Here is a 24,942-nt window from a genome sequence, read left to right as displayed (position 1 = left end):
GCCCCAGTATGACCACGTCGGAGCGTCGATTCCGAACTCAGAAGGCCGATGTGACCCAGTTGACGTGGAGGTGGGTGAGCGTCCCCGAGGCGAGCCGATATCCTGACGTCGTGACCTCCATGCGCGCGACCATCGTCCGTCGGACCGCCGCCGTTCTCGCTGCTTCCGCGGCCGTCGTGGCGGTGGCGGGCCCCGCCAGCGCCGACGTCCCGGAGGGCTGGGCCCAGCCCTACCACCCCTCCGGGCTGCACAGCCTGCTGATCTTCGTCGGCATCCCGGCACTGCTCTTCCTGCTCATCACCCTCGCGGTCTACCTGCCCTCCATGCTCCGCGGCGAGCGCGGCAGGCCGGGTGGCTCCGGGGTCGAGGACCAGTGGTTCGGTGGGCCGCGCAAGGGCACCGCCGAGCTTCCCGCCCCCGACAACGAGGAGTCGAAGGCCGGTGGCGCAAGTGGCCGCTGGTGACTTCAGCCCGGCCGACCGCTACGCGATCGACGAGGCGATCCGCCGGGCCGAGCAGCTGTGCCGCTACGAGTTCTCGGTCTTCGTGGGCGCGGCCGAGGGAGACGCCCGGTCGTTCGCGACCCAGCTGCACAACTCGCTGGTCGCCCCCTCGCGCAGCATCCTGGTCATGGTCGACGTCGCGCAGCGTGCCCTCGAGATCGTGACGGGCGGCTACGTCCGCCGCACCTTGAGCGACGCCGAGGTCGAGCTCGCGGTCCTCGAGATGCGCACCCGCTTCGCCGAGGGCGACCTCGTGGGCGGCCTCAAGCGCGGCATCGAGATGCTCGCCGAGCACGCCCGCGCCCCGCAGACCCTGCACACGGAGCAGTAGCTCCGAACGAGCCGAGTCGGCGATGGTTGACGCCGGAGCGCAGCGGGGGAGTCAACGAGCGCCGACTCGGCGATCCCCACAGCGGCTGCAACGAGAAGGCCCCCGCCGTGTGGCGGGGGCCTTCTCGTCGTCTCGGGGGGGTCAGGACCTGATCAGCCCTGCGCGTCCTTCGCCTGCGCGGCCAGCGCGCGGGCGACGTCGGCCCGGCCCTCGCGCACGTAGCGCTTCGCTGCCGGGTTCGCCGGCGAGGACTCCAGCCACGCGTCGACCCGGTCGAGCAGCTCCTGGCTGGCCAGCGGCCGCGGGAAGATGAACTCCAGGGCCGTGGAGGCCCGCTGGGTGCCCTTCTCCTCCCACATGGTGTCGGCAGCGGCGAGGTACCGCTCGACGTACGGCGCGAGCACCTCGTCCTGGCCGTTCACCTGGAAGGCCATCACCACGCTGCGCTGGGTCTCGTTCGCGACGTCGTCGCGGACCATCGCGATCTCCCAGGCCTCGGCCTTGGCCTCCGCGGTCGGGCGCAGCGCCCGGGCGGCGGCGGCGTGCTCCTGGCCGGAGATCGTGTTGTCGCGGGTGAGCTCCTCGGCGATCCGGTCGGCGTCGGCGCGGCCGTTGCGGGCGAGCCCGTTGAGCAGTGTCCAGCGCAGGTCGGTGTCGATCGCCAGACCCTCGAAGGCGAGGGTGCCGTCGAGCAGCGCCTCGAGGTCGTTGAGCGCCGCCTCGCTGTGGGCCGCGCCGGCGAAGGCACGTGCGAAGGACAGCTGGTGGTCGCTGCCCGGCTCGGCGTTCTCCAGCAGCTTGCGCAGGCCCTGCTCCCAGGTCTCGCGCAGTGCAGCCTTGTTGCCGGGCGCGCTGAAGGAGTTGACCGCCTGCGCGGCATAGCCGGGGATCCGGCTGACGCCGAACGCGTCGCTCTCGGTGCCGATGCCGGAGAGGACCAGCGCCACGAAGTCGCTGGCGCTCATCTCGGCGTCGCGGGTCATGTCCCACGCCGCGCCCCAGCACAGGGCCCGGGCCAGGGCGTCGTCGAGCGTCGAGATGCCGCCGATCACGGTCGCCAGCGACCGCTCGTCGAGGCGGATCTTGGCGTAGGCGAGGTCGCCCTCGTTGAGCAGCAGCAGGTCGGGCTGCTTCTGCCCGACCAGCGCAGCGACGTCGGTCAGCTCGCCCACGACGTCGGTCTCGAGCGAGGTACGACGCACCAGGCGGACGGCCCCGTCCTCGTTGGGCACGGCGTCGTAGAGGCCGATGCCCAGCCGGTGGCGACGCAGCGTGGGCTGGTCCGCGGCCGCGGTCTGGCGGACGGCGAACGACGTGTAGCGGCCGTCGGCGTCGAGCTCGAACTCGGGGGAGAGGGTGTTCACGCCCGCGGTCTGGAGCCACTCCTGCGCCCACGACTGGAGCTCGCGGCCGGAGGCCTTCTCCAGCGCGGCCAGCAGGTCCTTGAACTCGGAGTTGGAGAACGCGAACTCCTTGAAGTAGCCGCGGATGCCCTCGACGAAGTTGTCGAGCCCGACCCAGGCGACCAGCTGCTTGAGCACCGAGGCGCCCTTGGCGTAGGTGATGCCGTCGAAGTTCACCTCGACGGCGCGCAGGTCGACGTTGTCGGCCGCGATCGGGTGGGTGCTGGGCAGCTGGTCCTGGCGGTAGGCCCAGTTCTTGCGGGCGTTGGTGAACCCGACCCACGACTCGGTGAACTCGGTGGCCTCGACGGCCGCGTGGTAGCAGGCCCACTCGGCGAAGGACTCGTTGAGCCAGAGGTCGTCCACCACTTCATGGTCACGAGGTCGCCGAACCACATGTGCGCCATCTCGTGGAGGATGACCTCGGCGCGGAACTCGTAGAACGAGCGGTCCTGGCGGCTGCGGGGAGGTACTCGTCGCGCAGCGTCACGCAGCCGGCGTTCTCCATCGCGCCCATGTTGTACTCCGGCACGTAGAGCTGGTCGTACTTGCCGAACGGGTAGGGGTAGTCGAAGAGCTCCTCGAAGAACTCGAAGCCCTGACGGGTGAGCTTGACCAGCTCCTCGACGTCCATGTGCTGGACCAGCGACTGGCGGCAGTAGTGGCCGAGCGGGATGTCGCCGTGCTTGCCCCGGTAGGTGTCGAGGACCTCGTGGTACTCGCCGGCGACGAGCGCCGTGATGTAGGTCGACATCGGCCGGGTCTCCGGGAACTCCCACACCGACGTGCCGTCGGCGATCTCGCGCGGATCCGGGGTCGCGGCGTTCGAGACGACCTTCCAGTGGCTCGGGGCGGTCACCCGGAAGGTGAACGGCGCCTTGAGGTCGGGCTGCTCGAAGGTGGTGTAGACGCGGCGGGCGTCGGGCACCTCGAACTGGGAGTAGAGGTAGACCCGGTCGTCGGCAGGGTCCCGAAGCGGTGCAGGCCCTCACCGGTGCGGGAGTAGGTGCAGTCGGCCCTGACCACGAGCTCGTTTCTCGGTGGCGAGCCCGGAGAGCGCGATCCGGCTGTCGGCGTACGCCGTGGCCGGGTCGATCGACGCGCCGTTCAGCGTGATCTCGTGGATGGTGGCGTCGACGAGGTCCGCGAACGTCTCCGCGCCGGGCTCGGCGCAGGTGAACCGGATGGTGGTGGTCGAGCCGAAGGTCTTCTCGTCCGTCGTGAGATCCAGGTCGATGGAGTACGACGTGACGTCCAGGAGGGCGGCGCGGGTGGCGGCCTCATCCCGGGTGAGGTTGGTTCCAGGCATGTTTCGCATCCTCTCACCAGGGCCCGGGCGGTAGGGAAATCGTTATCTGCGCCACACCGGGTTTACTCGACCGGACGGGTGCACTTTGAGGAGGATGGCCCGGTGGAACGCATCGAGGGACATGTCGTGCCGTTGCGTGTGGCGACGAAGGCGTGGTTCCTCATCTCGCTGCAGACCTTCGGTGGCCCGGCCGGGCAGATCGCGGTCATGCAGCGCGTCCTCGTCGACGAGCGACGCTGGGTGGGGGAGCGGCGGTTCCTGCACGCCCTGAGCTTCTGCATGCTGCTGCCGGGGCCGGAGGCCCAGCAGCTGGCCATCTACACGGGCTGGCTGCTCAACGGCTGGATCGGCGGACTGGTCGCGGGCTTCCTCTTCGTGCTGCCCGGGGTGGTGGCGATGCTGGCGCTCTCGTGGGCCTACGTCGCCCACGGCGACTCCGCCGTCGTCACCGGCCTGTTCGTCGGGCTGGCGCCCGCCGTGATCGCGATCGTGGTGCAGGCGGTCGTCCGGATCGCGAGCCGGGCGCTGCGGCACCGGGCCCTGGTCTGGCTGGCGGTCGGAGCCTTCCTGCTGCTGGCCCTGCTCGGCCTGCCGTTCCCCCTCGTGGTGCTGGCGGCAGGACTGGTCGGCTGGGCCCTCGGCCGTTGGCGTCCCGCGGTGATGGCCCGGCCCGCGGTCGAGGCCGAGGACGGCTCGCCGCCGCCCCTGGTTCCCGACGACGCCCTGCACCGGGCGAGCCCGTCCGCGCGCCGCAACCTGACCGTCCTCCTCGTCGGGGTGCTGCTCTGGGTGGCGCCGGTGGTCCTCGCCTTCGTGCTCGCCTCGGGTTCGCGCACGGTCTTCACCGACCAGGGCGTCTTCTTCGGCGGGATGGCGCTGGTGACCTTCGGTGGTGCGTACGCCGTGCTGTCCTACGTCGCCCAGGCGGCGGTCGGCACCTTCGGCTGGCTCTCGGCGGGGGAGATGGTGCGTGGGCTCGCGCTGGCCGAGAGCACGCCCGGCCCGCTGATCATGGTGGTGCAGTTCGTCGCGTTCCTCGGCGCCTACCGGCACCCGGGTGGGCTCGACCCCTGGGTGGCGGCCGTCCTGGCGTCGCTCCTGACCGTGTGGGTCACGTTCGTCCCCTGCTTCCTCTTCATCTTCCTCGGCGCGCCGTACGTCGAGCGGCTCCGCGGCAGCACGGCCCTCGCCGCGGCGCTCACCGGTGTCACCGCCGCGGTCGTGGGGGTCATCGCCAACCTCGCGGTCTACTTCGCGGTGCACACCCTCTTCTCCGCCACCACGACGCTCACCGCCGGTCCGGTCTCCCTGGTCGTGCCCGTGTGGTCGTCGTACGTGTGGACCTCGTTCGTGGTCACCGCGCTGGCGCTCGTCCTGGTCTTCAGGCTCCGCTGGTCGGTGCTGCGCACGCTGGGCGTGTGCGCCCTGGTCGGCCTCGGCCTCTCGCTGGTCGCCTGAGCGAGGGACGGGCTGGCCCGAACGGGCCAGGGAAGGCCGGGGCGCCATGGCCCATCTTGGGGAATCTCCGGGGTCAAGGCGGTGTTGTGCAGGTCATGACGAATGCCGACTTCTGGTTCGACCCGCGCTGCCCGTTCGCCTGGATCACCTCGCGGTGGATCCTCGAGGTGGAGAAGGTGCGTGACATCAACGTCACCTGGCACATCATGAGCCTCGCCTACCTCAACGAGGACAAGGACATCCCGCAGGAGTACCGCGACATGCTCGCCGACGCCTGGGGCCCGGTCCGGGTCTGCATGGCCGCCGAGCAGAGGCACGGCAAGGACGTGCTGCTCCCGCTCTACACCGCGCTCGGCACCCGTCTCCACAACGAGGGCCAGAAGCAGTCGCGCGAGCTGGTCGCGGCGGCGCTCGCCGAGGCGGGCCTGCCGGCGAACCTGGTCGAGGCGATGGACGACCCGTCCTACGACGAGGACATCAGGAAGTCGCACCACCTCGGCATGGACCAGGTGGGCGACGAGGTCGGCACGCCGACCATCGCCATCGAGGGCACGGCCTTCTTCGGCCCGGTCCTCACCTCGATCCCGCGTGGCGAGGAGGCCGGCAAGGTCTGGGACGGTGCCGTCGCGCTGGCGGCCTACCCCTACTTCTTCGAGCTGAAGCGCAGCCGGACGGCGGATCTCGACTTCAGCTGATCGAGGTCGTACGGTGGGCAGGAGACGGCTCATGAGTCGTCTCCTGTCACACCAATCCCGTTGGTAACAGTTCGGTTAAGATCGAAACTGTTCGGCGTGTCGCTTGACGACCGCCCCTAACGTCCACCTGTGCTCTTCAGGCGAGGACTTCCGCGACCCCGGGTGCGACTTCTCGGTGTCGCGCTCGCTCTTGCCACCCTTCCGCTGGTGGCGCCACCGGCGCCTGCCCAGGCCTCCTACATCGCCCTGTGCAGCGGTTACACCGGCTGCCGGGGCGCGGGCTACTCCAACGCGGGGTACTCCAGCAGCTCGAGCCACATGTACTGGCGGATGTACGGCGGCCACAACTGCACCAACTACGCGGCGTACCGGATGGTCAAGGCGGGCATGCCGGACAGCCGTCCGTGGTCGGGCGGCGGGAACGCCGAGAACTGGGGCCACGCGATGGCCTTCATCACCGACACGACCCCCAAGGTGGGCGCCGTGGCGTGGTGGGACGCCAACGTCTACCCGGTCGGCAGCAGCGGACACGTGGCGTACGTCGAGAAGGTGGTCTCCAGCAGCGAGATCTGGATCTCCGACGACAACTGGGGTGGCGACTTCCACTGGCACAAGGTCACGAAGACCGGAGGTGGCTGGCCCAGCGGCTTCATCCACTTCCACGACGTCGCGCTGACCAACAAGAAGCTCCCGACCGTCTCCGGCACGCCGCAGGTGGGCCAGACGCTGACGGCCGCGCCGGGCACCTGGTCCTCCACCCCGGACAGCTACACCTACCAGTGGTTCGCCGACGGCCAGGCGATCAAGGACGCCACTGCCTCCACCCTCGACCTCGGGCCGGGCAGGGTCGGGCAGCAGATCTCCGTCCAGGTGGCCGCGTCCGCCCAGGGCTACGCCTCCGCGATCGCGACGTCCGCCGCCACGACCGACGTCGCGCCGGGCGAGATCACCACCGTCGCCCAGCCGCAGGTCAGCGGCGAGGCGCTCGTGGGGTCGGCGCTCACGGCCACCCGCGGCTCCTACGACCCGGGATCGACGACCAAGACGGTCCAGTGGCTGTCCAACGGCCAGCCGATCGCGGGTGCGACCGCGTGGACCCTGCGGCTCACCCCCGACCAGGCCGGCACGGTGGTGCGGGCAGTGGTGTCGGTGAGCCGGGCCGGCTACGAGCCGACCACGGCCAGCTCGGCCCCCACGCCGTCGGTGCTCGGTGGCACCGTCAAGGTCACCTCGCCCTTCACGGTCGGCGGGGTGCCCAGGCTGGGCCAGCCGCTCGAGGTCGTGCCCGGTGTGGTCGACCCCTCCGACGCGACCGCGAGCTACCAGTGGCTGCGCGACGGTGCGCCCATCCCCGGGGCGACCGGTACGACGTACTCCCCGGTCGCGGCCGACGTGGGTGCCCACCTGTCGGTGCGCACGGACCTGTCCCGCCAGGGCTACAAGCCGGCGACCGCGACGACCGACGCCACCACGGCGGTCCACACCGTCCCGCAGGTCGCGGTGACGGCGGTCGGAAAGCCCGGACGGGCCCAGGTCTCGGTCACGATCACGGCGCCCGGCGCCACCGGGATCCGGGGGACCATCACGGTCCGCGTGGGCACGCAGACCCGCGAGGTGCGGGTGCACGACGGGCTGCGCACCGTCACCGTGCTCAACCTGCGCCCCGGCACCAAGGCCGTCGTGGTGAAGTACCTCGGCAAGGACCTCGTCGACGCAGGCTCCTACCGGGGGACGGTGGACATTCCGCGCTGAGCCCAGCTGAGCCCCGCTCAGCCGGAGGAGGTCGCGGCCGTCGTGGCAGCGACGGCGCCGGCGGTGGCGGCCGTCGCCGCGGCGATGGCGTCGCGCACGGCCTTGGCCGCCCAGGCGCCCTCGGCGATCTGCTTGGCGCGCCGGCGGACCTCACGCGACGACAGGCCCTCGTGGTCGACGACCTTGTGGGCCCGGTCGATGGCGGCGAGCAGCGCGATGAGCGCGGCGGTGCGCTCGTCGGGCTCGGCCCCCTCGACCAGCACCCTGCCCAGGCTGTGCCGCAGGGCCTGCTCGTGGCTGGGGTCGAGGGTCGGCCAGCGCCGCCCCGGGAAGATGCCGAGCACCCTGGTGTCGCGGCGCTGGAGGATGCCGCGCTCGACCAGGCGCTGGCCGAGCACGTCGCGCCGACCCTTGCCCAGGCGGGTGACCAGGTCCTCGGCGGACCTCTCCTTCCGGCCGACGACGTCCAGGGCCTCCTGCAGCAGCGGGTCCTCGACGCGCGTGCCGGTGGCGTGCACCTTCGCCGTCCTCCAGACGCTGGTCTTCTCCGGCACCCCCACGGCCCCGAGGAGGGCGAGCTCGGTGAGCAGCGCGCCGCCCAGCACGGTGTCGGCGTACGACGTGCGCAGCCTGCCCTTCTGCTCGTCGAGCAGGAGCAGGAGCAGGTCCTCCGCCAGCAGCGTCCCCATGTCCCGACGGTAGCCCTCGCCCGGGCCGTGCGGCCTCGGTCGGAAACCCGTGGCGCCGGGTCTCTAGGATTCAGCCCATGACCAAAGTCCTGTCCGCCGTCGCCTGGCCGTACGCAAACGGCCCGCGCCACATCGGCCACGTGGCCGGTTTCGGTGTGCCCTCCGACGTCTTCAGTCGGTACATGCGGATGGCCGGACACGACGTCCTCATGGTCTCCGGCACCGACGAGCACGGCACGCCGATCCTGGTCGCCGCCGACAAGGAGGGGGTCTCGGCGAAGGACCTCGCCGACAAGAACAACGCGGTCATCGTGCAGGACCTCGTCGACCTCGGCCTGTCCTACGACCTGTTCACCCGCACCACCACCGGCAACCACTACCGGGTGGTGCAGGAAATGTTCGAGACGGTGCACCGCAACGGCTACATGGTCGAGAAGACCACGCTGGCCGCGATCAGCCCGTCCACCGGGCGCACCCTGCCCGACCGCTACATCGAGGGCACCTGCCCGATCTGCGGGTACGGCGAGGCCCGGGGCGACCAGTGCGACAACTGCGGCAACCAGCTCGACCCGACCGACCTGAAGAACCCGCGGTCCAAGATCAACGGCGAGGTGCCGGAGTTCGTCGAGACCCAGCACTTCTTCCTCGACCTGCCGGCCCTGGCCAACGCGCTGGGGGACTGGCTCGACGGCCGCGAGGCGAGCGGGACGTGGCGGCCCAACGTCATCAAGTTCTCCAAGAACATCCTGGAGGACATCCGCGAGCGGGCGATGACCCGCGACATCGACTGGGGCATCCCGATCCCGCTCGAGGGCTGGCGCGAGCAGCCGACGAAGCGGCTCTACGTGTGGTTCGACGCCGTCATCGGCTACCTGTCCGCTTCGATCGAGTGGGCCCGCCGCCTTGGCGAGCCTGAGCGTTGGCGGGAGTGGTGGAACCCGGCGGCGGAGGGGGAGGAGCCGCCCCTGTCGTACTACTTCATGGGCAAGGACAACATCACCTTCCACAGCCAGATCTGGCCCGCCGAGCTGCTGGCGTACGACGGCAAGGGTGAGCGCGGCGGCGCGCCCGGCACCTTCGGCCTCCTCGAGCTCCCCACCGAGGTGGTGTCGAGCGAGTTCATGACGATGGAGAGCAGGCAGTTCTCGACCAGCCGTGGTCACGTGATCCTGGTGGGCGACATGCTGTCGCGCTACCAGCCGGACGCCCTGCGCTACTTCATCAGCGCGGCCGGCCCGGAGACCTCGGACTCCGACTTCACCTGGTCGGACTTCGTGCAGCGGACCAACTCCGAGCTGGTCGCCGGCTGGGGCAACCTCGTGAACCGGACCGCGACGATGATCGCGAAGAACTTCGGCGAGGTCCCCGCGGCCGGGCCGCTGGAGCCGGTGGACCAGACCGTGCTCGACACCGTCGGCGCCGGGTTCGAGTCGGTCGGCGACCTCATCCGTCGCCACCGTCAGCGCGCGGCGATCGCCGAGGCGATGCGGATCGTCGGCGAGGTGAACAAGTACCTCACCGCCACCGAGCCGTACAAGATGAAGGACCCCGACCAGCGCGAGCGTCTCGGCACGGTGCTGCACGTCGCCGCCCAGTGCGTCCTGGACTGCAACACGCTGCTGGCGCCGTTCCTGCCGTTCTCCTCCAACCAGGTGTGGTCGGCGTACGGCGGCAAGGGCGAGTTCATGCCGATGCCCCGCATCGAGCACGTCGAGGACCTCGACCCCGACGACGGCGCAGGCCTGGGCGTCTACCCGATCATCACCGGCGAGTACTCCTCCACCCCGTCGTGGGAGCGCCGCCCGGTCGTCGTCGGCACGCCCGTCGCCAAGCCGACCCCGATCTTCACCAAGCTTGACCCGTCGGTGGTCGAGGAGGAGCGGGCCCGTCTGGCCGGGGAGTGAGGTCACGGATGGCCGGCAGCAGGGCCAGCCCGTTGACGACCACCGAGAAGGCCAGCAGTGCGAGCGCCCAGCCGGGATGACCGGCGCCCCACAGGGCGAGGGAGCGAGCCCGAAGACCACCACCTTCGCGACGGGTCGCACCACGGGGCCGCCGTACCTCGCCTTCGGGGAGGCGAGGAGGAACCAGGCGGTCATCGCCGACATCGGCAGCAGCCACACGAGCAGCCAGCGGGGTGAGGCCTGCCAGCCCCACACCCCGAACGCCGCCATCGCGAGCAGCTCGTCGACGAAGACCAGCGAGAGCACGAACCATCCGAAGATCGCCACCCGCACATGATGGCGGTCAGTAGGGTTCCGGGGCATGACCGCCGCCATGTATCTGCCCACGTTCTACGTCCGGCAGAGGTTCGCCATGATGACCAACCGCTACGAGGTCGTCGCGGCCAACCCCGACGGCAGCAGCGGGCAGATGATGGGCCTGGCGGAGCAGAAGAAGATGGCGCTCAAGGAGCGGGTGACGTTCTTCGCCGATGACACCAAGACCCGGCCGGTCTTCGCCTTCAAGGCCCGCAAGGTCATGGACTTCAGCTCGGGCTACGACGTGACCGACGAGGCGGGGCAGCAGATCGGCTTCTTCCGCAAGGACTTCGCCGCCAGCCTGCTGCGGTCCACCTTCCACGTCGAGGGCCCCGGCTACACCGGGACCGGGCAGGAGCGCAGCCAGGCCGTGGCGCTGGTGCGGCGCTTCGCCGACGTCCCCTTCCTGCCGATCCACTTCGACTTCGTCGACGCGGGCGGCCGGCCGCTGATGAGCGTCGAGCGGCAGACCACCGTGCGCGATCGCTACACGGTCCGGGTGCCCGACCCGCGGGTCGACTTCCGGGTCGCCGCGGCGGTCGCGGTGGCCATGGACGCGCTGATGTCGAGGTGACGCCGGGATGCTGACCCCGCAGGCCCGGGCGGCCCTGAAGATGATGGCCGGGGAGGTGTCGGTGGCCGACCCGGCGTTCGACATCGCCGCCAGCCGCGCCGAGGCGCGGGCGGCGGCCGCGCAGGACCCCCGGGAGCCGGTGGCCGTGGTCCGCGACGTCGACGCGGCCGGCGTCCCGTGCCGCATCTACGTGCCCGACGGCGCCGACGGCGTCGTGGTGCACCTGCACGGCGGTGGCTTCGTCCTCAACGACGTCGAGGTCCACGACGCGGCGGCCCGCCGGCTCGCCAACCGCTCCGGGCTGGCCGTGGTGAGCGTCGACTACCGGCGACCGCCCGAGCACCGCTTCCCGGCGGCTCCGGACGACGTCGACACGGTGCTCGGCTGGCTGGACGCCCACGCCGAGGCGGAGGGGCTGCGCGGTCCCACGTTCGTGCACGGCGACAGTGCGGGCGGCAACCTGGCCCTGGGTGCGGCACTGCGCCACCCGGGGCGGTTCGCGGCCGTGGTGCTCATCTACCCGTTCCTCGACCCGGACGGAGGCTACGAGTCCTACCGCACCGAGGCGCACGGGTTCGACCCGGCCGAAGCGCGGTGGTACTGGGACCAGTACGCCGGCAGCCCGGACGACCTCTGCCACCCGGACCTCGCGCCGCTGTGCTCCGACCGGCTGCACACCCTGCCGCCGACCTTGGTGGTCACGGCCGAGCACGACCCGCTGCGCGACGAGGGTGAGCGCCTGGTCGCCGAGCTCTCGGAGCGCGGGGTGGACGTGGTCGGCACCCGCTACCTGGGCCAGGTGCACGGCTTCTGGCGCCACCCCCGGGTGTTCCCGCAGGCGGAGCCGCTGATGAGGCAGGTGGCCGGATTCCTCCGGATGCACCTCTGAGAGGATGCGGCCCATGCGCGTGCACCTCGGCTCCGACCATGCGGGCCTGGACCTCAAGGACCACCTCCTCGGCTGGCTGGCCGACCACGGCTACGAGGTCGTCGACCACGGCCCGTTCGTCTACGACGCCGTCGACGACTACCCGGTGTTCTGCCTGCGGGCCGCCGAGGGCGTCGCCGCGGAGCGGGCCGAGGGCCTCGACAGCCTCGGCGTGGTGATCGGCGGGTCCGGCAACGGCGAGCAGATGGCCGCCAACAAGGTGGTCGGCATCCGTGCCGCGCTGGTCTGGTCGGAGGAGACCGCGGTGCTGGCGCGCGAGCACAACGACGCCAACGTGGTCTCGGTCGGTGGCCGGCTGCACTCCCTCGACGACATGACCCGCTTCGTCGAGGTGTTCCTGACCACGGCGTTCACCGGCGAGGAGCGCCACGTCCGCCGGATCGGCCAGCTCGCGTCGTACGAGACGACGCGCGAGCTCCCGCCGCTGCCCGAGTCGGCCCTCGGCGGTCCCCAGGGACGCGATGCCTGAGGGGCACACCCTCCACCGGCTCGCCGGTGACCTGACGACGGCGTTCGGCGGCCGCGTGGTGCGGGCCGGCAGCCCGCAGGGCCGCTTCGTGGACTCGGCGGCGCTGGTCGACGGCCACGTGCTCGAAGGAGCCGAGGCCTGGGGCAAGCACCTCTTCGTGGCCTTCCCCGGCGACCGCTTCGTGCACGTCCACCTCGGCCTCTACGGCCACTTCGACGTCCACACCGGCGTCACGGAGGTCCCGGCGCCCGTCGGGCAGGTCCGTCTGCGGCTGGTGGCCGCCGACGGCGACGCGTACGCCGACCTGCGGGGCGCCACCACCTGCGAGCTGGTCACCGGCGAGCAGCGCGCCGGCGTCGTGGCCAGGTCGGGGCCCGACCCGATCCGTCCGGACTCGAGCTGGGAGCCCGCCTGGGCGCGGATCCGACGCAGCCGGGCGCCGATCGGGGGCCTGCTCATGGACCAGACCGTGCTCGCCGGGGTCGGCAACGTCTACCGCGCCGAGCTCCTGTTCCGCCACCGGATGCACCCGTTGCGACCCGGCAGCACGCTGCGGGTCGGGCAGTTCCAGGCCATGTGGGACGACCTGGTCGTGCTGATGGCCGAGGGCGTGCGGACCGGGCGCATCGACACCGTCCGACCCGAGCACACGCCCGAGGCGATGGGCCGCCCGCCGCGCGCCGACGACCACGGGGGCGAGGTCTACGTCTACCGCCGGACCGGCCAGCCGTGCCACGTGTGCGGCTCGATCGTGCGCACCGAGGTCCTGCTCGGGAGAAACCTCTTCTGGTGTCCGCGTTGTCAGCCCCGGTTCCGGTCGCGAGCCTTACAGTGAACCGACCCGAGAGCGAGGACCCCGACGATGACAGCCGTGCGTGAGCAGGCCTCGCCGTACCGACCGGCGAGTCCCTCCGCTGCGCGCCGCGCCTACAGCACCGTGCTGCGCCGCGCTGCCCGCCGCGACAACCGCCCCGTCGTCGGCCTCGTCCTCGCCACCGTCGTCCTCACCGGCGCGATCATGCGCTGGCCGGACCAGATGCCGCTCAACGTGCTGGTGCTGCCCCTCGTGCTGGGCAGCCTGGTGCTCGGGCCCCGCCAGCTCCCGTGGTTCGTCGTCGCGGTCATGACCGCGCTGATGTTGGCGCTCTCGGTGCAGCCGGAGTTCACCGTCCGACTGGTGCTCGGCGTCGCCATCCTGTTCCTGCTGAGCTTCATCATCCTGCTCACGAGCTTCCGCAGGTCCCGCCTGGGCGTCGCGGGCGCGCTCGGGGAGTCGATGCTCGTCGACCTGCGCGACCGGATCCTGGGCCAGGGCGGCATCCCCGACCTGCCTGACGGTTGGTACGCCGAGTCCGCGCTCCGGTCGGCGGGCGGCACGCCGTTCGCCGGCGACTTCGTGGTGGCGGCCCGGCCGCGGTCCGCGGACCGCCTCGAGGTCGTCGTGGTCGACGTCTCCGGCAAGGGCGAGCAGGCGGGCACCCGCGCGCTGCTCCTCTCCGGGGCGTGCGGCGGCCTGCTGACCGCTCTGCCGGCCTCGGAGTTCCTCCTCGCGTCCAACGAGTACCTCCTGCGCCAGGAGTGGGAGGAGGGGTTCGCCACCGCCATCCACCTCTCGCTCGACCTCACGACCGGGCACTACGAGGTCCGCTCCGCGGGGCACCCCCGGCCGTGCACCTGGCCGCCGGCACCGGCCGCTGGTCGATGCTGGACGCCGAGGGCCCGGTGCTCGGTCTCGTCGACGACGCGCAGTTCCGGCCGTCGAGGGCGTGCTGCGCCGCGGCGACGCCCTGATCCTCTACACAGACGGGATGGTCGAGACGCCGCGGCGTGACATCGGCCTGGGGATCGACAGGCTGCTCGGCCAGGCCGAGCGGCTGCTGCGGGGGACCTTCGAGGGGGGAGCGGCCCGGTTGGTCGACTCCCTGGGCTCCCGGAACGACGACCGGGCGCTGCTGCTCGTCCACCGGCGCTGAGCCCGGATCCAGCGACGGGCGGCCCGCCTCGGTTGGGGGGCTCGGCCCGCTGTGTGGCACGATGACACCCGCGGAAAACCCACCCTCTGACCGGAGGGTGCTTTCGCGTGCGGATGTAGCTCAATGGTAGAGCCCCAGTCTTCCAAACTGGCTACGCGGGTTCGATTCCCGTCATCCGCTCCAAGGAGCCTCTCGGGGCAACTTGGCGGGGCGTAGCGTAGTGGCTAGCGCGCCTGCTTTGGGAGCAGGAGATCGCAGGTTCGAGTCCTGTCGCCCCGACGCACTACCGGAACCCCAGATGAGGAGACAACCTGTGAAGAGCGCCGTCGAGACCTTGAGCCCGACCAGGGCCAAGCTGACCGTCGAGGTGCCCTTCGAGGAGCTCAAGCCGAGCCTCGACGCGGCGTACAAGAAGATTGCCCAGCAGATCAACATCCCCGGCTTCCGCCGCGGCAAGGTGCCCCCGATGGTCATCGACCGCCAGGTCGGGCGCGGCGCCGTGCTCGACGAGGCGATCAACGACGTCCTCCCCAAGAAGTACGTCGAGGCCCTCGAGGAGAACTCCCTCCAGCCGCTCGCGCAGCCGGAGATCGAGGTGACGAAGTTCGAGGACAACGAGGCCCTGGAGTTCACCGCCGAGGTCGACGTCCGTCCCGAGATCACCGTGCCGGACTACGACGGCATCGAGGCGCAGGTCGACGACGTCGAGGTCACCGACGCCGACGTCGAGGAGCAGGTCCAGGCGCTGCGTGAGCGCTTCGGCACCCTCTCCGACGTCGAGCGCGCGGCCGCCGACGGCGACTTCGTCGTCATCGACTCAAGGCCACCAAGGACGGCGAGGTGCTCGAGGGCGCCGAGGTCGCCGGCATGTCCTACCAGGTCGGCCGCGGTGGCATGCTCGACGGTCTCGACGAGGCCCTCGCCGGCATGAGCGCCGGCGACGAGAAGTCCTTCACCTCCCAGCTCGTCGGGGGCGACCTCGTCGGCGAGGAGGTCGAGGTGACCGTCGCCGTCTCGCAGGTGCAGGAGCAGGAGCTGCCCGAGGTCGACGACGACTTCGCCCAGCTCGCCTCGGAGTTCGACACCGCGGACGAGCTCACCGCCGACGTGCGCGAGCGTCTCGGCCGTGGCAAGCGCCTCGAGCAGGCTGCCGCCGCGCGCGACGCCGTCCTCGAGGCCCTGCTGGACAAGGTCGAGGTGCCGCTGCCGGAGACCATGGTCACCGACGAGCTCAACGCCCGCCGCCAGAACATCGAGCAGCAGCTCGCCTACGCCGGCATCACGATGGAGAAGTACCTCGAGGACGAGGGACAGACCGTCGAGGAGTTCGAGGCCGAGCTCGACCGCCGCGTGCGTGACGCCGTGGCCGCGCAGTTCATCCTCGACGAGATCGCGAAGAAGGAGGAGCTCGGCGTCGACCAGAACGAGCTCTCCCAGCACCTGGTCCGCCGCGCCAGCAGTCCGGCCAGGACCCGCAGGAGTTCGCGAACCACATGTTCGAGCACAACCACATCCCCGAGCTCGTGCAGGAGATCCTGCGCGGCAAGGCGCTGGCCACGATCGTGGAGACCGCGGTCGTCAAGGACGCCTCGGGCAACACCGTGGAGCTGAAGAACCTGCGCCCCGACGGCACCATCGGTGAGCCGGAGGCCGAGGTCGAGGCTGACGCCGAGGCGGACGCCGAGGCCGGCGAGGCCCCCGCGGAGGCCTGACCCCGATCCACCCACCGACCCGCCGGGACTCCCGGCGGGTCGATGGCATTTCGGGCGTGCTGCGGTGGTCCCCGCTGATCGGCATCCCCGATCGATCATGAACACCTGCCGAACGGCGGGGAGTATCCGCTGCGGATGGGTGCACAAGTGTGCACTCAACGGTCTACCCTCGGGGGATGGACGACCGCCGCACCCGCACCGCCACCGGTCCCGGCCTGCTCGACGCCCTCTCCCTTCTCTCCGAGGTCGCTGACGAGCTCCTGGTGAGGACCGCCCGCGACACCCACTACGCGGTCGCCGACCGGGTCCACGGCCTGGTGCGGCGTTCGACGGGAGGAGGGGCGGCCGCCTCCGAAGTGGTCCACCGCGGCATCGCGGGGGCGGTGTACGGCGGCCTGTCGGTCGGCCTGCGGGCCGCCTCGCGGGGCCTCGACGCGGTGGCCTCGACCGGGGTGGGCCCCCGCCTCGAGGAGCAGCCGCCGGGCCGGTTCCTGAGCTCGGCGGTCAACGGGCTGATCGGCGACCGCCTGGTCCGCGAGCGGCCCCGCCTCGCGATCCCGATGGCCGTGCGAGCCGGAGGGCGCGACGTGGAGGCGACCGCGGAGGGTCTGGCGGCGGCGTTCCCCGCGGCCAGCGGTCGGGTCGTGGTCTTCCTGCACGGCCTGTGCGAGAACGAGTCCCACTGGAGCCGGGGTCGCGCCGAGCGCGGCACGACGTACGGCGAGACGCTCGGGCAGCAGGGCTGGACGCCGGTCTTCCTGCGGGCCAACACCGGGCTGGGCCTGCGCGAGAACGGCGCGGCTCTCTCGGCCCTGATGCAGCACCTGGTCGAGGAGTGGCCGGTCACGGTCGACCGGATCGCCCTGGTCGGCCACTCGATGGGCGGACTGGTCATGCGGGCGGCCGGCGCGGTGGCCGCCGAGGTGGAGCGGCCCTGGACCGGTCTGGTCTCCGACATCGTCACCCTCGGCACGCCCCACCTGGGTGCCCCGATCGCCCGCGGCGTCGGCCACGGCAGCCGGGGCATGGCGCGGCTGCCCGAGACGTCCGCCTTCGGGCGGATCCTGGACTGGCGCTCGGTGGGTGTCCACGACCTGGTGGCGGGCCTGGCCGAGGACGTCCCGCCCCTGCCGCACGCCCGCTACCGGCTGGTCGCGGCCACGCTGACCAACTCCCCGCGACACCCGGTGGGACACGTGGTGGGGGACCTGCTGGTGCGGGTGCCGTCGGCGTACGGCCGGGACCGCTGGGGCAACGAGCTCTTCCCGGGTGCCGACGTGCTGCACGTCGGCCGCACCGACCACTTCGGACTGCTCAACCACCCCGAGGTGGACCGGTCGCTGCGGGACTGGCTGGCCTGACGGACCGCTACCGCCCGGGGGGCCACCGCTCCTGAGAGGATCCTGAAATCCGCTGTCGGCGAACAGGGGTGGTCGGGCCGTGGAACTGTCGGCCGTTGCGGCTAGGGTCGCACTCGTGACCCAGAACCCCAGCCCCAGCCTCGCGCCCCAGATGAACGGGGGGGCGGGCTTCAACGTGCTCGACGACCACATCTACCAGCGCCTGCTGCGAGAGCGGATCATCTTCCTCGGCTCCGAGGTCCGTGACCAGAACGCCAACGCGATCTGCGCGCAGCTGCTGCTGCTGTCGGCCGAGGACCCCGAGGCCGACATCTTCCTGCACATCAACAGCCCTGGTGGCTCGGTCGACGCCGGCATGGCGATCTACGACACCATGAACTACATCCCCAACGACGTCGCCACGGTCGGCATGGGCCTGGCCGCCTCGATGGGCCAGTTCCTGCTCTGCGCCGGCACCAAGGGCAAGCGCTACGCCCTGCCGCACGCGCGCATCATGATGCACCAGCCGTCCTCGGGCATGGGCGGCTCCGCCTCGGACATCAAGATCCAGGCGCAGCAGTCCCTGCACATCAAGAAGGTGCTTCTCGACCTCATCGCCGAGCACACCGGCCAGCCGATCGAGCAGGTCGTGACCGACGCCGACCGTGACCGCTGGTTCACCGCCGACCAGGCCCTCGAGTACGGCCTGGTCGACCAGGTCATCAAGAGCGCCCGCGACGCGGCCGACCACGGCCGCCCGGCCCACGAGAGGGACTGACTGAGATGAACTACTACATCCCGCAGTGGGAAGAGCGCACGTCCTACGGCTTCCGCCGCATCGACCCCTACGCCAAGCTGTTCGAGGACCGCATCATCTACCTCGGCACGCCGATCTCCGACGACGTGGCCAACGCGGTCATCGCCCAGCTGCTGTGCCTGCAGTCGATGAACCCCGACCAGGACATCAGCATCTACATCAACAGCCCGGGTGGCTCGTTCACGGCCCTCACGGCGATCTACGACACGATGAAGTTCATCAAGCCCGACGTGCAGACGGTGTGCATCGGCCAGGCCGCCTCGGCCGCGGCGATCCTGCTCGCGGCCGGCACGCCCGGCAAGCGGCTGGCGCTGCCGAACAGCCGGATCCTGATCCACCAGCCCTACACCGAGGGCACCTTCGGCCAGACCTCGGACATCGAGATCCAGGCCAACGAGATCCTGCGGATGCGCGAGCTGCTGGAGAAGATGATCAGCGACCACAGCGGTCGCAGCATCGAACAGGTGAGCCGCGACATCGAGCGTGACAAGATCCTGACCGCCGAGGGCGCCGTCGAGTACGGCCTGATCGACGCCGTGCTCGAGTCTCTCAAGGGCACGCCCGCCGTGGCCGGCTGACCGGGGCGGTGTCCCGGACGCGATCCTCGTGTCCCGCGCCCTTCGGGGGGCGGCACGGGGTACCGTCCAAGGGTTTGCAGCACAGAAGTTTTCGACTGAACGCGATGTAGGACTGCCGGCGGATCTCTCGCCGGCCGAACCGGAGGATGACCGCCCGTGGCACGTATCGGTGACGGAGGGGACCTGCTGAAGTGTTCCTTCTGCGGGAAGAGCCAGAAGCAGGTCAAGAAGCTGATCGCCGGTCCGGGTGTCTACATCTGTGACGAGTGCATCGACCTCTGCAACGAGATCATCGAGGAGGAGCTCAGCGAGGGTGCCGAGGTCAGCCTCGACGAGCTGCCCAAGCCCAAGGAGATCTTCGAGTTCCTCAACTCCTACGTGATCGGGCAGGAGCACGCCAAGAAGTCCCTCGCGGTGGCGGTCTACAACCACTACAAGCGGGTCCAGGCCGGCCTCCAGCCCGTGGCGGGCAAGCACAGCAAGGAGGAGTCGGTCGAGGTCGCCAAGTCCAACATCCTCGTCATCGGCCCGACCGGCTGCGGCAAGACCTACCTGGCCCAGACCCTGGCCCGGATGCTGAACGTCCCGTTCGCGATCGCCGACGCCACCGCGCTCACCGAGGCGGGCTACGTCGGTGAGGACGTCGAGAACATCCTGCTCAAGCTGATCCAGGCCGCCGACTACGACGTCAAGAAGGCCGAGACCGGGATCATCTACATCGACGAGATCGACAAGGTGGCCCGCAAGGCGGAGAACCCCTCGATCACGCGCGACGTGTCAGGCGAGGGCGTGCAGCAGGCCCTGCTGAAGATCATCGAGGGCACGACCGCCTCGGTGCCGCCGCAGGGCGGCCGCAAGCACCCCCACCAGGAGTTCATCCAGATCGACACGACGAACATCCTGTTCGTCGTCGGCGGGGCGTTCGCCGGCCTCGAGCACATCGTCGAGCAGCGGGTCGGCAAGAAGACCCTCGGCTTCACCGCCGAGGTCCGCGGCGCCGCCGAGCGCGAGGCCGACGACCTGCTGACGCAGGTGCGTCCTGAGGACCTCACCAAGTTCGGCCTGATCCCTGAGTTCATCGGCCGCCTGCCGCTGATCGCGTCGGTCTCCAAGCTGGACCAGGAGGCCCTCGTCCAGATCCTCACCGAGCCCCGCAACGCGCTGGTCAAGCAGTACCAGAAGCTCTTCGACCTCGACGGCGTCGAGCTGGAGTTCACACCCGACGCGATCGCGTCGATCGCCGACAAGGCCCTCGAGCGGGGGACCGGCGCACGCGGTCTGCGCGCCATCATCGAGGAGGTCCTCCTCCACGTGATGTACGACGTGCCCTCGCGCGGCGACATCGGCAAGGTCATCGTCACCGGCGAGGTCGTCACCGACGACGTCGCGCCGACGCTGATCCCGCGTGAGTCCGAGGCGAAGAAGAAGAAGTCCGCCTGACGGGCGTCGCAGCACCCTGTCGGGCTGAGCTAGTCCCTTCGGACTAGTCAATTTGGGTCCGATCGGGCCATGTTGTCCTCGGGTCAGGTTCGGTTTGCTTGGGGCAGGCGCTTTTTGCCTGCCCATCTCACGCCTACGAGGGAATCCACCACCATGAGCGCCGACCACAAGCGACCGCTTTTCGCGTTCGTCGTCGTGGCCGTGATGTGCGTCCTCATCATCGTCAACGCGATCCGCAGCGACGCTGTCGTCGGGATCCTGCAGCACGGCAGCGCACGGGTCGTGGCCGGTGTGGAGTTCGTCTCCACCGGCACGGTGCACGACCGGAGTCGTCAGCGGCAGGCGGCGGACCCGCCCTTCCCCGTGACGACCCCAGCGCCGATCACGGCGCCGCCGGCACCGTCCACCTCGGGGTCCTCGCCGACCGGGGCGCCGGCCGCCACCGGCCACGGTGCCGCGGACCATGCGTCGTCCGGACCGGATCAACCCGGGCCGGGCTCGCCATCACACGGGGGACAGGCACCCGGGCAGGGCCACTCGCAGGGCCACTCGCAGGGCCAGACGCAGAGTGAGCCGCAGGGGCACGCCCCGAACCAAGGCCAGGACCAGGGCCCTGCGCAGGGTCACACCCAGGGCCACGCCGACAGCGCGGACACGGGCAACGAGGACACGGGCCACGGCGACACGGGCCACGGCGAGACCTGGCCCGGCGACGGCTCGGAGAAGCAGGGGCAGGTCGCGGGCAGTACGCAGCTCCAGCAGCTCGCGGGCCAGCTGGGTGACGAGCTCGGGAACGCTGTCGGGCAGGCGCTCGGTCACGCCCAGCCGCCCGGGCAGAGCGACTTCCCGGCCCAGCCCGGACACTCGCAGCAGGCACCGGGACACGAGCCCGCGCGGCACCACGGCCAGGGCGGGAGCCACGGCCAAGGGAAGCAGCACGGCCACGCGAAGCCGCACGGCCTGACCAGGCAGCACGGCCACCACCACGTGGCGCAGCACGGTCACCACCGCGGGCCCCGGCACGACTGAGCCGGCCGGAGCGCTGCGGGACGTGTTCAGCCCTGCGGGGCCTCGGCGAGCTGCGCATCGACGCTGATCTCCTGCGCGTCGTCGACGACGGTGAAGACGAGGTCGCCGGTGATCCGGCCCGTCTTGCGCAGGTCGTCGGCGGCCTGCTCCGCAGCCCGGACCAGCGTCTCCGGTCCGGTGATCTCCACGCGGGAGAGCTCCGCGCGCATCGAGACCTTGGCCTGCGACTTCGCGCCACGGATCCCGATCAGCGCCGCTGCCACGGCGTCGACCATGGTCGGGTCGGCCGCCGCGGCCGAGCCGAGGTCGAGCTCGGTGGGCCAGGCGGCCCGGTGGATCGAGCCCTCCTGCCACCACGACCAGACCTCCTCGGTCACGTAGGGCAGGAACGGCGCGAGCAGCCGCAGCTGGACCTCGAGCGCGATCGCCAGGGTGGCTTTGGCCGACGAGGTCGCCGTGCCGCCTTCCTCGTCGTACGCCCGCTCCTTGACCAGCTCGAGGTAGTCGTCGCAGAACTCCCAGAAGAACTTCTCCGCCGTCTCCAGGGCCGTCGTGTAGTCGTAGGCGTCGAAGGACTCCGTCGCCTTGGTGACGACGTTGGCCAGCCGGCCGAGCAGGGCGCAGTCGATCGGCTCGGAGACCTCGAAGGGCGTCAGCCCGGTGGCGCCCACGCCGCTGAGGACGAAGCGCGAGGCGTTGAGAATCTTCATGGCGAGGCGACGGCCGACCTTCATCTGGCTCTCGTCGAACGGCGAGTCGAGACCCGGTCGCGCCATCGCGGCGCGCCAGCGGACGGCGTCGGCGCCGTACTTCTCGAGGATGTCGGTCGGGACGACGACGTTGCCCTTGGACTTCGACATCTTCTTGCGGTCGGGGTCGAGGATGAAGCCCGAGACCATGGCGTGCGACCAGGGCGCCGCGTGGTTCTCGTAGTGGGCTCGGACCACGCGGGAGAACAGCCAGGTGCGGATGATGTCGTGCGCCTGGGTGCACAGGTCCATCGGAAAGACCCGCTGCCACAGGTCGTCGTCGCTCTCCCAGCCGCCGGCGATCTGGGGGGTGAGGGACGAGGTCGCCCAGGTGTCCATCACGTCCGGGTCCCCGATGAAGCCGCCCGGCTTGCCGCGCTGCTCCTCGGCGTAGCCCTGCGGCGCCCGCGTAGACGGGTCGATCGGCAGCTCCTCCTCGCGGGGCAGCAGGGGGTGGTCGTAGTCGGGCTCGCCCTCGGCGTCGAGGGGGTACCAGACCGGGAAGGGGATGCCGAAGAACCGCTGCCGCGAGATCAGCCAGTCGCCGTTGAGGCCGCCGACCCAGTTGTCGTAGCGATGCTTCATGTGGCCCGGGAGCCACTCGATCTCGGCGCCGCGCTCGAGCATCTCGGCACGCAGCGACGCGTCCCGGCCGCCGTTGCGGATGTACCACTGGCGGGTGGCGACGATCTCGAGCGGCTTGTCGCCCTTCTCGTAGAAGTTCGTCATCCGCTGGGTCGGGGTCGGCTCGCCCTCGAGGTCACCGCTCTCCCGGAGCTTGGCGACGACCGCCTCGCGCGCGGAGAAGGCGGTCTTCCCCTTGAGGTCCTCGTACGCCGCGGCGGCCTGCTCGCCCGCCAGCCAGTCCGGGGTCTCGCGCGACATCCGGCCGTCACGGCCGATGAGCGTGCGGACCGGCAGGTCCAGCTCGCGCCACCAGGTGACGTCGGTGAGGTCACCGAACGTGCAGCACATGGCGATGCCGGCGCCCTTGTCCATCTCGGCGGCCGGGTGGGCGAGCACCGGGATCTCGACGCCGAAGACCGGCGAGGTGACCGTGGTGCCGAAGAGCGGCTGGTAGCGCTCGTCGTCGGGGTGGGCGATCAGGGCGACGACGCTGGGGATCAGCTCGGGCCGGGTCGTCTCGATGTGGATGGGGCTGCCGTCCGGCTTGTGGAAGGCGACGCGGTGGTAGTGGCCGGCGTACTCGCGGGCCTCGAGCTCGGCCTGGGCGACGGCAGTCTGGAAGCTGACGTCCCAGAGCGTCGGCGCCTCGTGGAGGTAGGCCTCGCCGCGGGCGAAGTTGCGCAGGAAGGCGCGCTGGCTGACCGTCTGGGCCTTGGGCCCGATGGTCGTGTAGTGCTGCGACCAGTCGACCGAGAGGCCGAGGGTGCGCCACAGCTGCTCGAAGACCTCCTCGTCCTGCTCCACGAGCCGCTCGCACAGCTCGACGAAGTTCGGTCGGCTGATCGGCACCTGCTTCTTCGCATCGGGCTTCTCCGGCGGGGTGAAGTCCGGGTCGTAGGGCAGGCTCGGGTCGCAGCGGACGCCGTAGTAGTTCTGGACCCGGCGCTCGGTCGGCAGGCCGTTGTCGTCCCAGCCCATCGGGTAGAAGACCGACTTGCCGCGCATCCGCTGGTAGCGGGCGATGAGGTCGGTGTGGGTGTAGGAGAAGACGTGGCCCACGTGCAGGCTGCCGCTCACGGTGGGCGGCGGGGTGTCGATCGAGTAGACGCTCTCCCGGGGCTGGGAGCGGTCGAAGCGGTAGGTCTCGTCGTCCTTCCACCGCTTGCTCCAGGAGGCCTCGAGACCCTCCAGCGCCGGCTTGTCCGGTACGACGACGGCACGCTGGTCGGTGCTCGTCGTGTTCGGTGCCTGCTCGTGCGTGGTCTCCGTCATGGCGAAATCCTAGGGTGAGAGCGCCCACCCCCGGAAACCGGTTGTGGAGCGGCGTGGTGCCGGGCCTACCCTCCGGCCATGTCCCACGAACCCCACGAGGTGCTGATCACCGAGGACCCGGCCGAGTTCCTGGCCCTATCGGAGGAGCACCTGGCCGCCGACCCGGTGCTCACGACCGTGGTCTCGACGGTGACCCACCGGGTGCTCGCCCAGCTGGAGCGGGGGGTCCCGACACCCCCGCACCCTCGGTGGTGGGCCGTGGTCCGCGACGGCGCCGGCGCGGTCGCGGGCGTGGCCATGCGCACCGCACCGTTCGCGCCCCACCCGCTGTTCGTGCTGCCGATGCCGGACGACGCGGCGGTCGCGCTGGCCCGGGCGGTGCACGCGCGCGGCGAGCACCTCGGTGGCGCCAACGGCACCCTGCCGGCCGCCCGCGTCGTGGCCGAGGAGGCCGCCCGCCTCCAGGGTGGCGCCGCCACGATCTGGGAGCACACGCGGCTCTTCGAGCTCGGCGAGCTGGTGGAGCCGATGCCGGTGCCGGGCGGGATGCGCCGGGCGACGCCCGCGGACACCGACGTGTGCCTGGCGTGGTTCCAGGCGTTCGCGGCGGACGCCGCCGAGCAGGCCGGCCGGACGGAGGGCGAGGGACACGAGGAGTACTTCACCCGCGAGGACATGGTCGAGCGGATCGACGCCGGGCGGGTCTGGCTCTGGGAGGTGGCGGGGGAGCCGGTGCACCTGACCGGGTTCAACGCGCCGAGCTTCGGGGTGGCCCGGGTCGGGCCGGTCTACACGCCGAAGGAGCACCGCGGCCGCGGCTACGCCAGCGCCGGCGTCGCCGAGGTCTCCCGGCGGCTGCTCGACGAGGGCGCCCGGGTCTGCCTGTTCACCGACCAGGCGAACCCGACGTCCAACCGGATCTACCAGGCCCTCGGCTACCGCCCGGTCGCCGACATGGCCAACCTCGTCGTCGGCTGAGGGCAGTCCAACCGGACGGAGCCCGGGCCTCGCG

General features: G+C 71.0%; 26 protein-coding genes, 2 tRNA genes and 2 pseudogenes. 23 read left to right on the top strand and 7 right to left on the bottom strand.

Annotated features, from left to right (window positions below; genetic code table 11):
• Positions 1-110: 110 nt before the first annotated feature.
• Positions 111-464: a hypothetical protein gene (locus H0S67_RS16550; protein ID WP_180933922.1), complete on the top strand. Its 354-nt coding sequence runs from the start codon at positions 111-113 to the stop codon at positions 462-464.
• Positions 442-834, top strand: a complete 393-nt coding sequence (locus tag H0S67_RS16545; RefSeq protein ID WP_246354816.1) for a DUF5130 family protein — start codon at positions 442-444, stop codon at positions 832-834. The genes H0S67_RS16550 and H0S67_RS16545 overlap by 23 nt, the downstream gene beginning before the upstream one ends.
• Positions 835-986: 152 nt before the next feature.
• On the opposite strand, the gene H0S67_RS27520 is transcribed toward H0S67_RS16545, so the two are convergent.
• From H0S67_RS27520 to H0S67_RS27505, 4 genes and pseudogenes are all read right to left on the bottom strand, one after another.
• Positions 987-2,006, bottom strand: coding sequence for an ERAP1-like C-terminal domain-containing protein (locus H0S67_RS27520; protein WP_343050509.1), 1,020 nt, complete (start codon positions 2,004-2,006; stop codon positions 987-989).
• 267 nt (positions 2,007-2,273) lie between these two features.
• Positions 2,274-2,611: pseudogene (locus H0S67_RS27515) on the bottom strand (M1 family aminopeptidase); the annotation flags it as partial.
• A gap of 2 nt (positions 2,612-2,613) precedes the next feature.
• The gene (locus H0S67_RS27510) at positions 2,614-3,165 is read right to left on the bottom strand and encodes a M1 family aminopeptidase (RefSeq protein WP_343050146.1); all 552 of its coding nucleotides are present in this window, start codon (positions 3,163-3,165) and stop codon (positions 2,614-2,616) included.
• Between the two features lie 60 nt (positions 3,166-3,225).
• On the bottom strand, positions 3,226-3,546 hold the full coding sequence (locus H0S67_RS27505) for a hypothetical protein (protein WP_343050145.1): 321 nt from the start codon (positions 3,544-3,546) through the stop codon (positions 3,226-3,228).
• A 102-nt stretch (positions 3,547-3,648) separates the two neighbouring features.
• On the opposite strand from H0S67_RS27505, the gene chrA reads away from it, so the two are divergent.
• From chrA to H0S67_RS16525, 3 genes are all read left to right on the top strand, one after another.
• Complete coding sequence (gene chrA, locus H0S67_RS16535) at positions 3,649-5,004, top strand: chromate efflux transporter (RefSeq protein WP_219635309.1); 1,356 nt, start codon at positions 3,649-3,651, stop codon at positions 5,002-5,004.
• A 95-nt stretch (positions 5,005-5,099) separates the two neighbouring features.
• Entirely contained in the window at positions 5,100-5,699 is a 600-nt protein-coding gene (locus H0S67_RS16530; protein ID WP_180933920.1) for a mycothiol-dependent nitroreductase Rv2466c family protein, read from the top strand.
• A gap of 207 nt (positions 5,700-5,906) precedes the next feature.
• Positions 5,907-7,451: a CHAP domain-containing protein gene (locus tag H0S67_RS16525; RefSeq protein ID WP_180933919.1), complete on the top strand. Its 1,545-nt coding sequence runs from the start codon at positions 5,907-5,909 to the stop codon at positions 7,449-7,451.
• Positions 7,452-7,468: 17 nt separating this feature from the next.
• On the opposite strand, the gene H0S67_RS16520 is transcribed toward H0S67_RS16525, so the two are convergent.
• Positions 7,469-8,140, bottom strand: coding sequence for a GOLPH3/VPS74 family protein (locus tag H0S67_RS16520; RefSeq protein WP_180933918.1), 672 nt, complete (start codon positions 8,138-8,140; stop codon positions 7,469-7,471).
• Positions 8,141-8,217: 77 nt separating this feature from the next.
• Here H0S67_RS16520 and metG point away from each other — a divergent pair, with 77 nt between their 5' ends.
• Complete coding sequence (metG, locus tag H0S67_RS16515) at positions 8,218-10,044, top strand: methionine--tRNA ligase (RefSeq protein WP_180933917.1); 1,827 nt, start codon at positions 8,218-8,220, stop codon at positions 10,042-10,044.
• 162 nt (positions 10,045-10,206) lie between these two features.
• Here metG and H0S67_RS28350 read toward each other — a convergent pair.
• Positions 10,207-10,314: pseudogene (locus H0S67_RS28350) on the bottom strand (hypothetical protein); the annotation flags it as partial.
• A gap of 91 nt (positions 10,315-10,405) precedes the next feature.
• On the opposite strand from H0S67_RS28350, the gene H0S67_RS16505 reads away from it, so the two are divergent.
• The 16 genes from H0S67_RS16505 (at position 10,406) to H0S67_RS16445 (ending at position 21,282) form a co-directional block, all read left to right on the top strand.
• Positions 10,406-10,975: an LURP-one-related family protein gene (locus H0S67_RS16505; protein ID WP_180933916.1), complete on the top strand. Its 570-nt coding sequence runs from the start codon at positions 10,406-10,408 to the stop codon at positions 10,973-10,975.
• Positions 10,976-10,982: 7 nt separating this feature from the next.
• On the top strand, positions 10,983-11,864 hold the full coding sequence (locus H0S67_RS16500; RefSeq protein WP_180933915.1) for an alpha/beta hydrolase: 882 nt from the start codon (positions 10,983-10,985) through the stop codon (positions 11,862-11,864).
• A gap of 13 nt (positions 11,865-11,877) precedes the next feature.
• Positions 11,878-12,393 carry a ribose-5-phosphate isomerase gene (locus H0S67_RS16495; RefSeq protein WP_180933914.1) on the top strand — a complete coding sequence of 172 codons (516 nt, stop codon included), beginning with the start codon at positions 11,878-11,880 and terminating at the stop codon, positions 12,391-12,393.
• On the top strand, positions 12,386-13,228 hold the full coding sequence (locus H0S67_RS16490; RefSeq protein WP_180933913.1) for an Fpg/Nei family DNA glycosylase: 843 nt from the start codon (positions 12,386-12,388) through the stop codon (positions 13,226-13,228). Before H0S67_RS16495 ends, H0S67_RS16490 begins: the two co-directional genes overlap by 8 nt.
• Positions 13,229-13,255: 27 nt before the next feature.
• Positions 13,256-14,224 (top strand): SpoIIE family protein phosphatase, encoded by a 969-nt coding sequence (locus H0S67_RS26855; protein WP_281368875.1) that lies wholly within the window; start codon positions 13,256-13,258, stop codon positions 14,222-14,224.
• Complete coding sequence (locus H0S67_RS26850; protein ID WP_343050142.1) at positions 14,202-14,366, top strand: hypothetical protein; 165 nt, start codon at positions 14,202-14,204, stop codon at positions 14,364-14,366. Before H0S67_RS26855 ends, H0S67_RS26850 begins: the two co-directional genes overlap by 23 nt.
• 109 nt (positions 14,367-14,475) lie before the next feature.
• Positions 14,476-14,549: transfer RNA gene (locus tag H0S67_RS16480), tRNA-Gly, on the top strand.
• 23 nt (positions 14,550-14,572) lie between these two features.
• Positions 14,573-14,645: transfer RNA gene (locus H0S67_RS16475), tRNA-Pro, on the top strand.
• 34 nt (positions 14,646-14,679) lie between these two features.
• On the top strand, positions 14,680-15,297 hold the full coding sequence (tig, locus tag H0S67_RS28345) for a trigger factor (protein WP_425489827.1): 618 nt from the start codon (positions 14,680-14,682) through the stop codon (positions 15,295-15,297).
• Positions 15,207-15,977, top strand: a complete 771-nt coding sequence (locus H0S67_RS28340) for a trigger factor (protein WP_425489826.1) — start codon at positions 15,207-15,209, stop codon at positions 15,975-15,977. The genes tig and H0S67_RS28340 overlap by 91 nt, the downstream gene beginning before the upstream one ends.
• Positions 15,929-16,078: a hypothetical protein gene (locus tag H0S67_RS28335; RefSeq protein WP_425489825.1), complete on the top strand. Its 150-nt coding sequence runs from the start codon at positions 15,929-15,931 to the stop codon at positions 16,076-16,078. Before H0S67_RS28340 ends, H0S67_RS28335 begins: the two co-directional genes overlap by 49 nt.
• Before the next feature lie 176 nt (positions 16,079-16,254).
• Positions 16,255-17,439, top strand: a complete 1,185-nt coding sequence (locus tag H0S67_RS16465; protein WP_180933912.1) for an esterase/lipase family protein — start codon at positions 16,255-16,257, stop codon at positions 17,437-17,439.
• A gap of 151 nt (positions 17,440-17,590) precedes the next feature.
• Entirely contained in the window at positions 17,591-18,196 is a 606-nt protein-coding gene (locus tag H0S67_RS16460; protein WP_180936975.1) for an ATP-dependent Clp protease proteolytic subunit, read from the top strand.
• Between the two features lie 5 nt (positions 18,197-18,201).
• The gene (locus H0S67_RS16455; RefSeq protein WP_180933911.1) at positions 18,202-18,813 is read left to right on the top strand and encodes an ATP-dependent Clp protease proteolytic subunit; all 612 of its coding nucleotides are present in this window, start codon (positions 18,202-18,204) and stop codon (positions 18,811-18,813) included.
• 156 nt (positions 18,814-18,969) lie between these two features.
• Positions 18,970-20,253, top strand: a complete 1,284-nt coding sequence (clpX, locus tag H0S67_RS16450) for an ATP-dependent Clp protease ATP-binding subunit ClpX (RefSeq protein WP_180933910.1) — start codon at positions 18,970-18,972, stop codon at positions 20,251-20,253.
• 153 nt (positions 20,254-20,406) lie between these two features.
• The gene (locus H0S67_RS16445; protein WP_180933909.1) at positions 20,407-21,282 is read left to right on the top strand and encodes a hypothetical protein; all 876 of its coding nucleotides are present in this window, start codon (positions 20,407-20,409) and stop codon (positions 21,280-21,282) included.
• 26 nt (positions 21,283-21,308) lie between these two features.
• On the opposite strand, the gene valS is transcribed toward H0S67_RS16445, so the two are convergent.
• Entirely contained in the window at positions 21,309-23,930 is a 2,622-nt protein-coding gene (valS, locus tag H0S67_RS16440) for a valine--tRNA ligase (protein ID WP_180933908.1), read from the bottom strand.
• A 78-nt stretch (positions 23,931-24,008) separates the two neighbouring features.
• Between valS and H0S67_RS16435 the strand changes: the two genes are divergently transcribed.
• Positions 24,009-24,908, top strand: a complete 900-nt coding sequence (locus H0S67_RS16435; protein ID WP_180933907.1) for a GNAT family N-acetyltransferase — start codon at positions 24,009-24,011, stop codon at positions 24,906-24,908.
• Positions 24,909-24,942 lie beyond the last annotated feature (34 nt).

It is taken from the genome of Nocardioides ungokensis (assembly GCF_013466985.1).
Classification (GTDB): Bacteria; Actinomycetota; Actinomycetes; order Propionibacteriales; family Nocardioidaceae; genus Nocardioides; species Nocardioides ungokensis.
The sequence above is the reverse complement of the archived record's forward strand: the minus strand, read 5'-3'. Positions and strand labels throughout refer to the sequence as shown.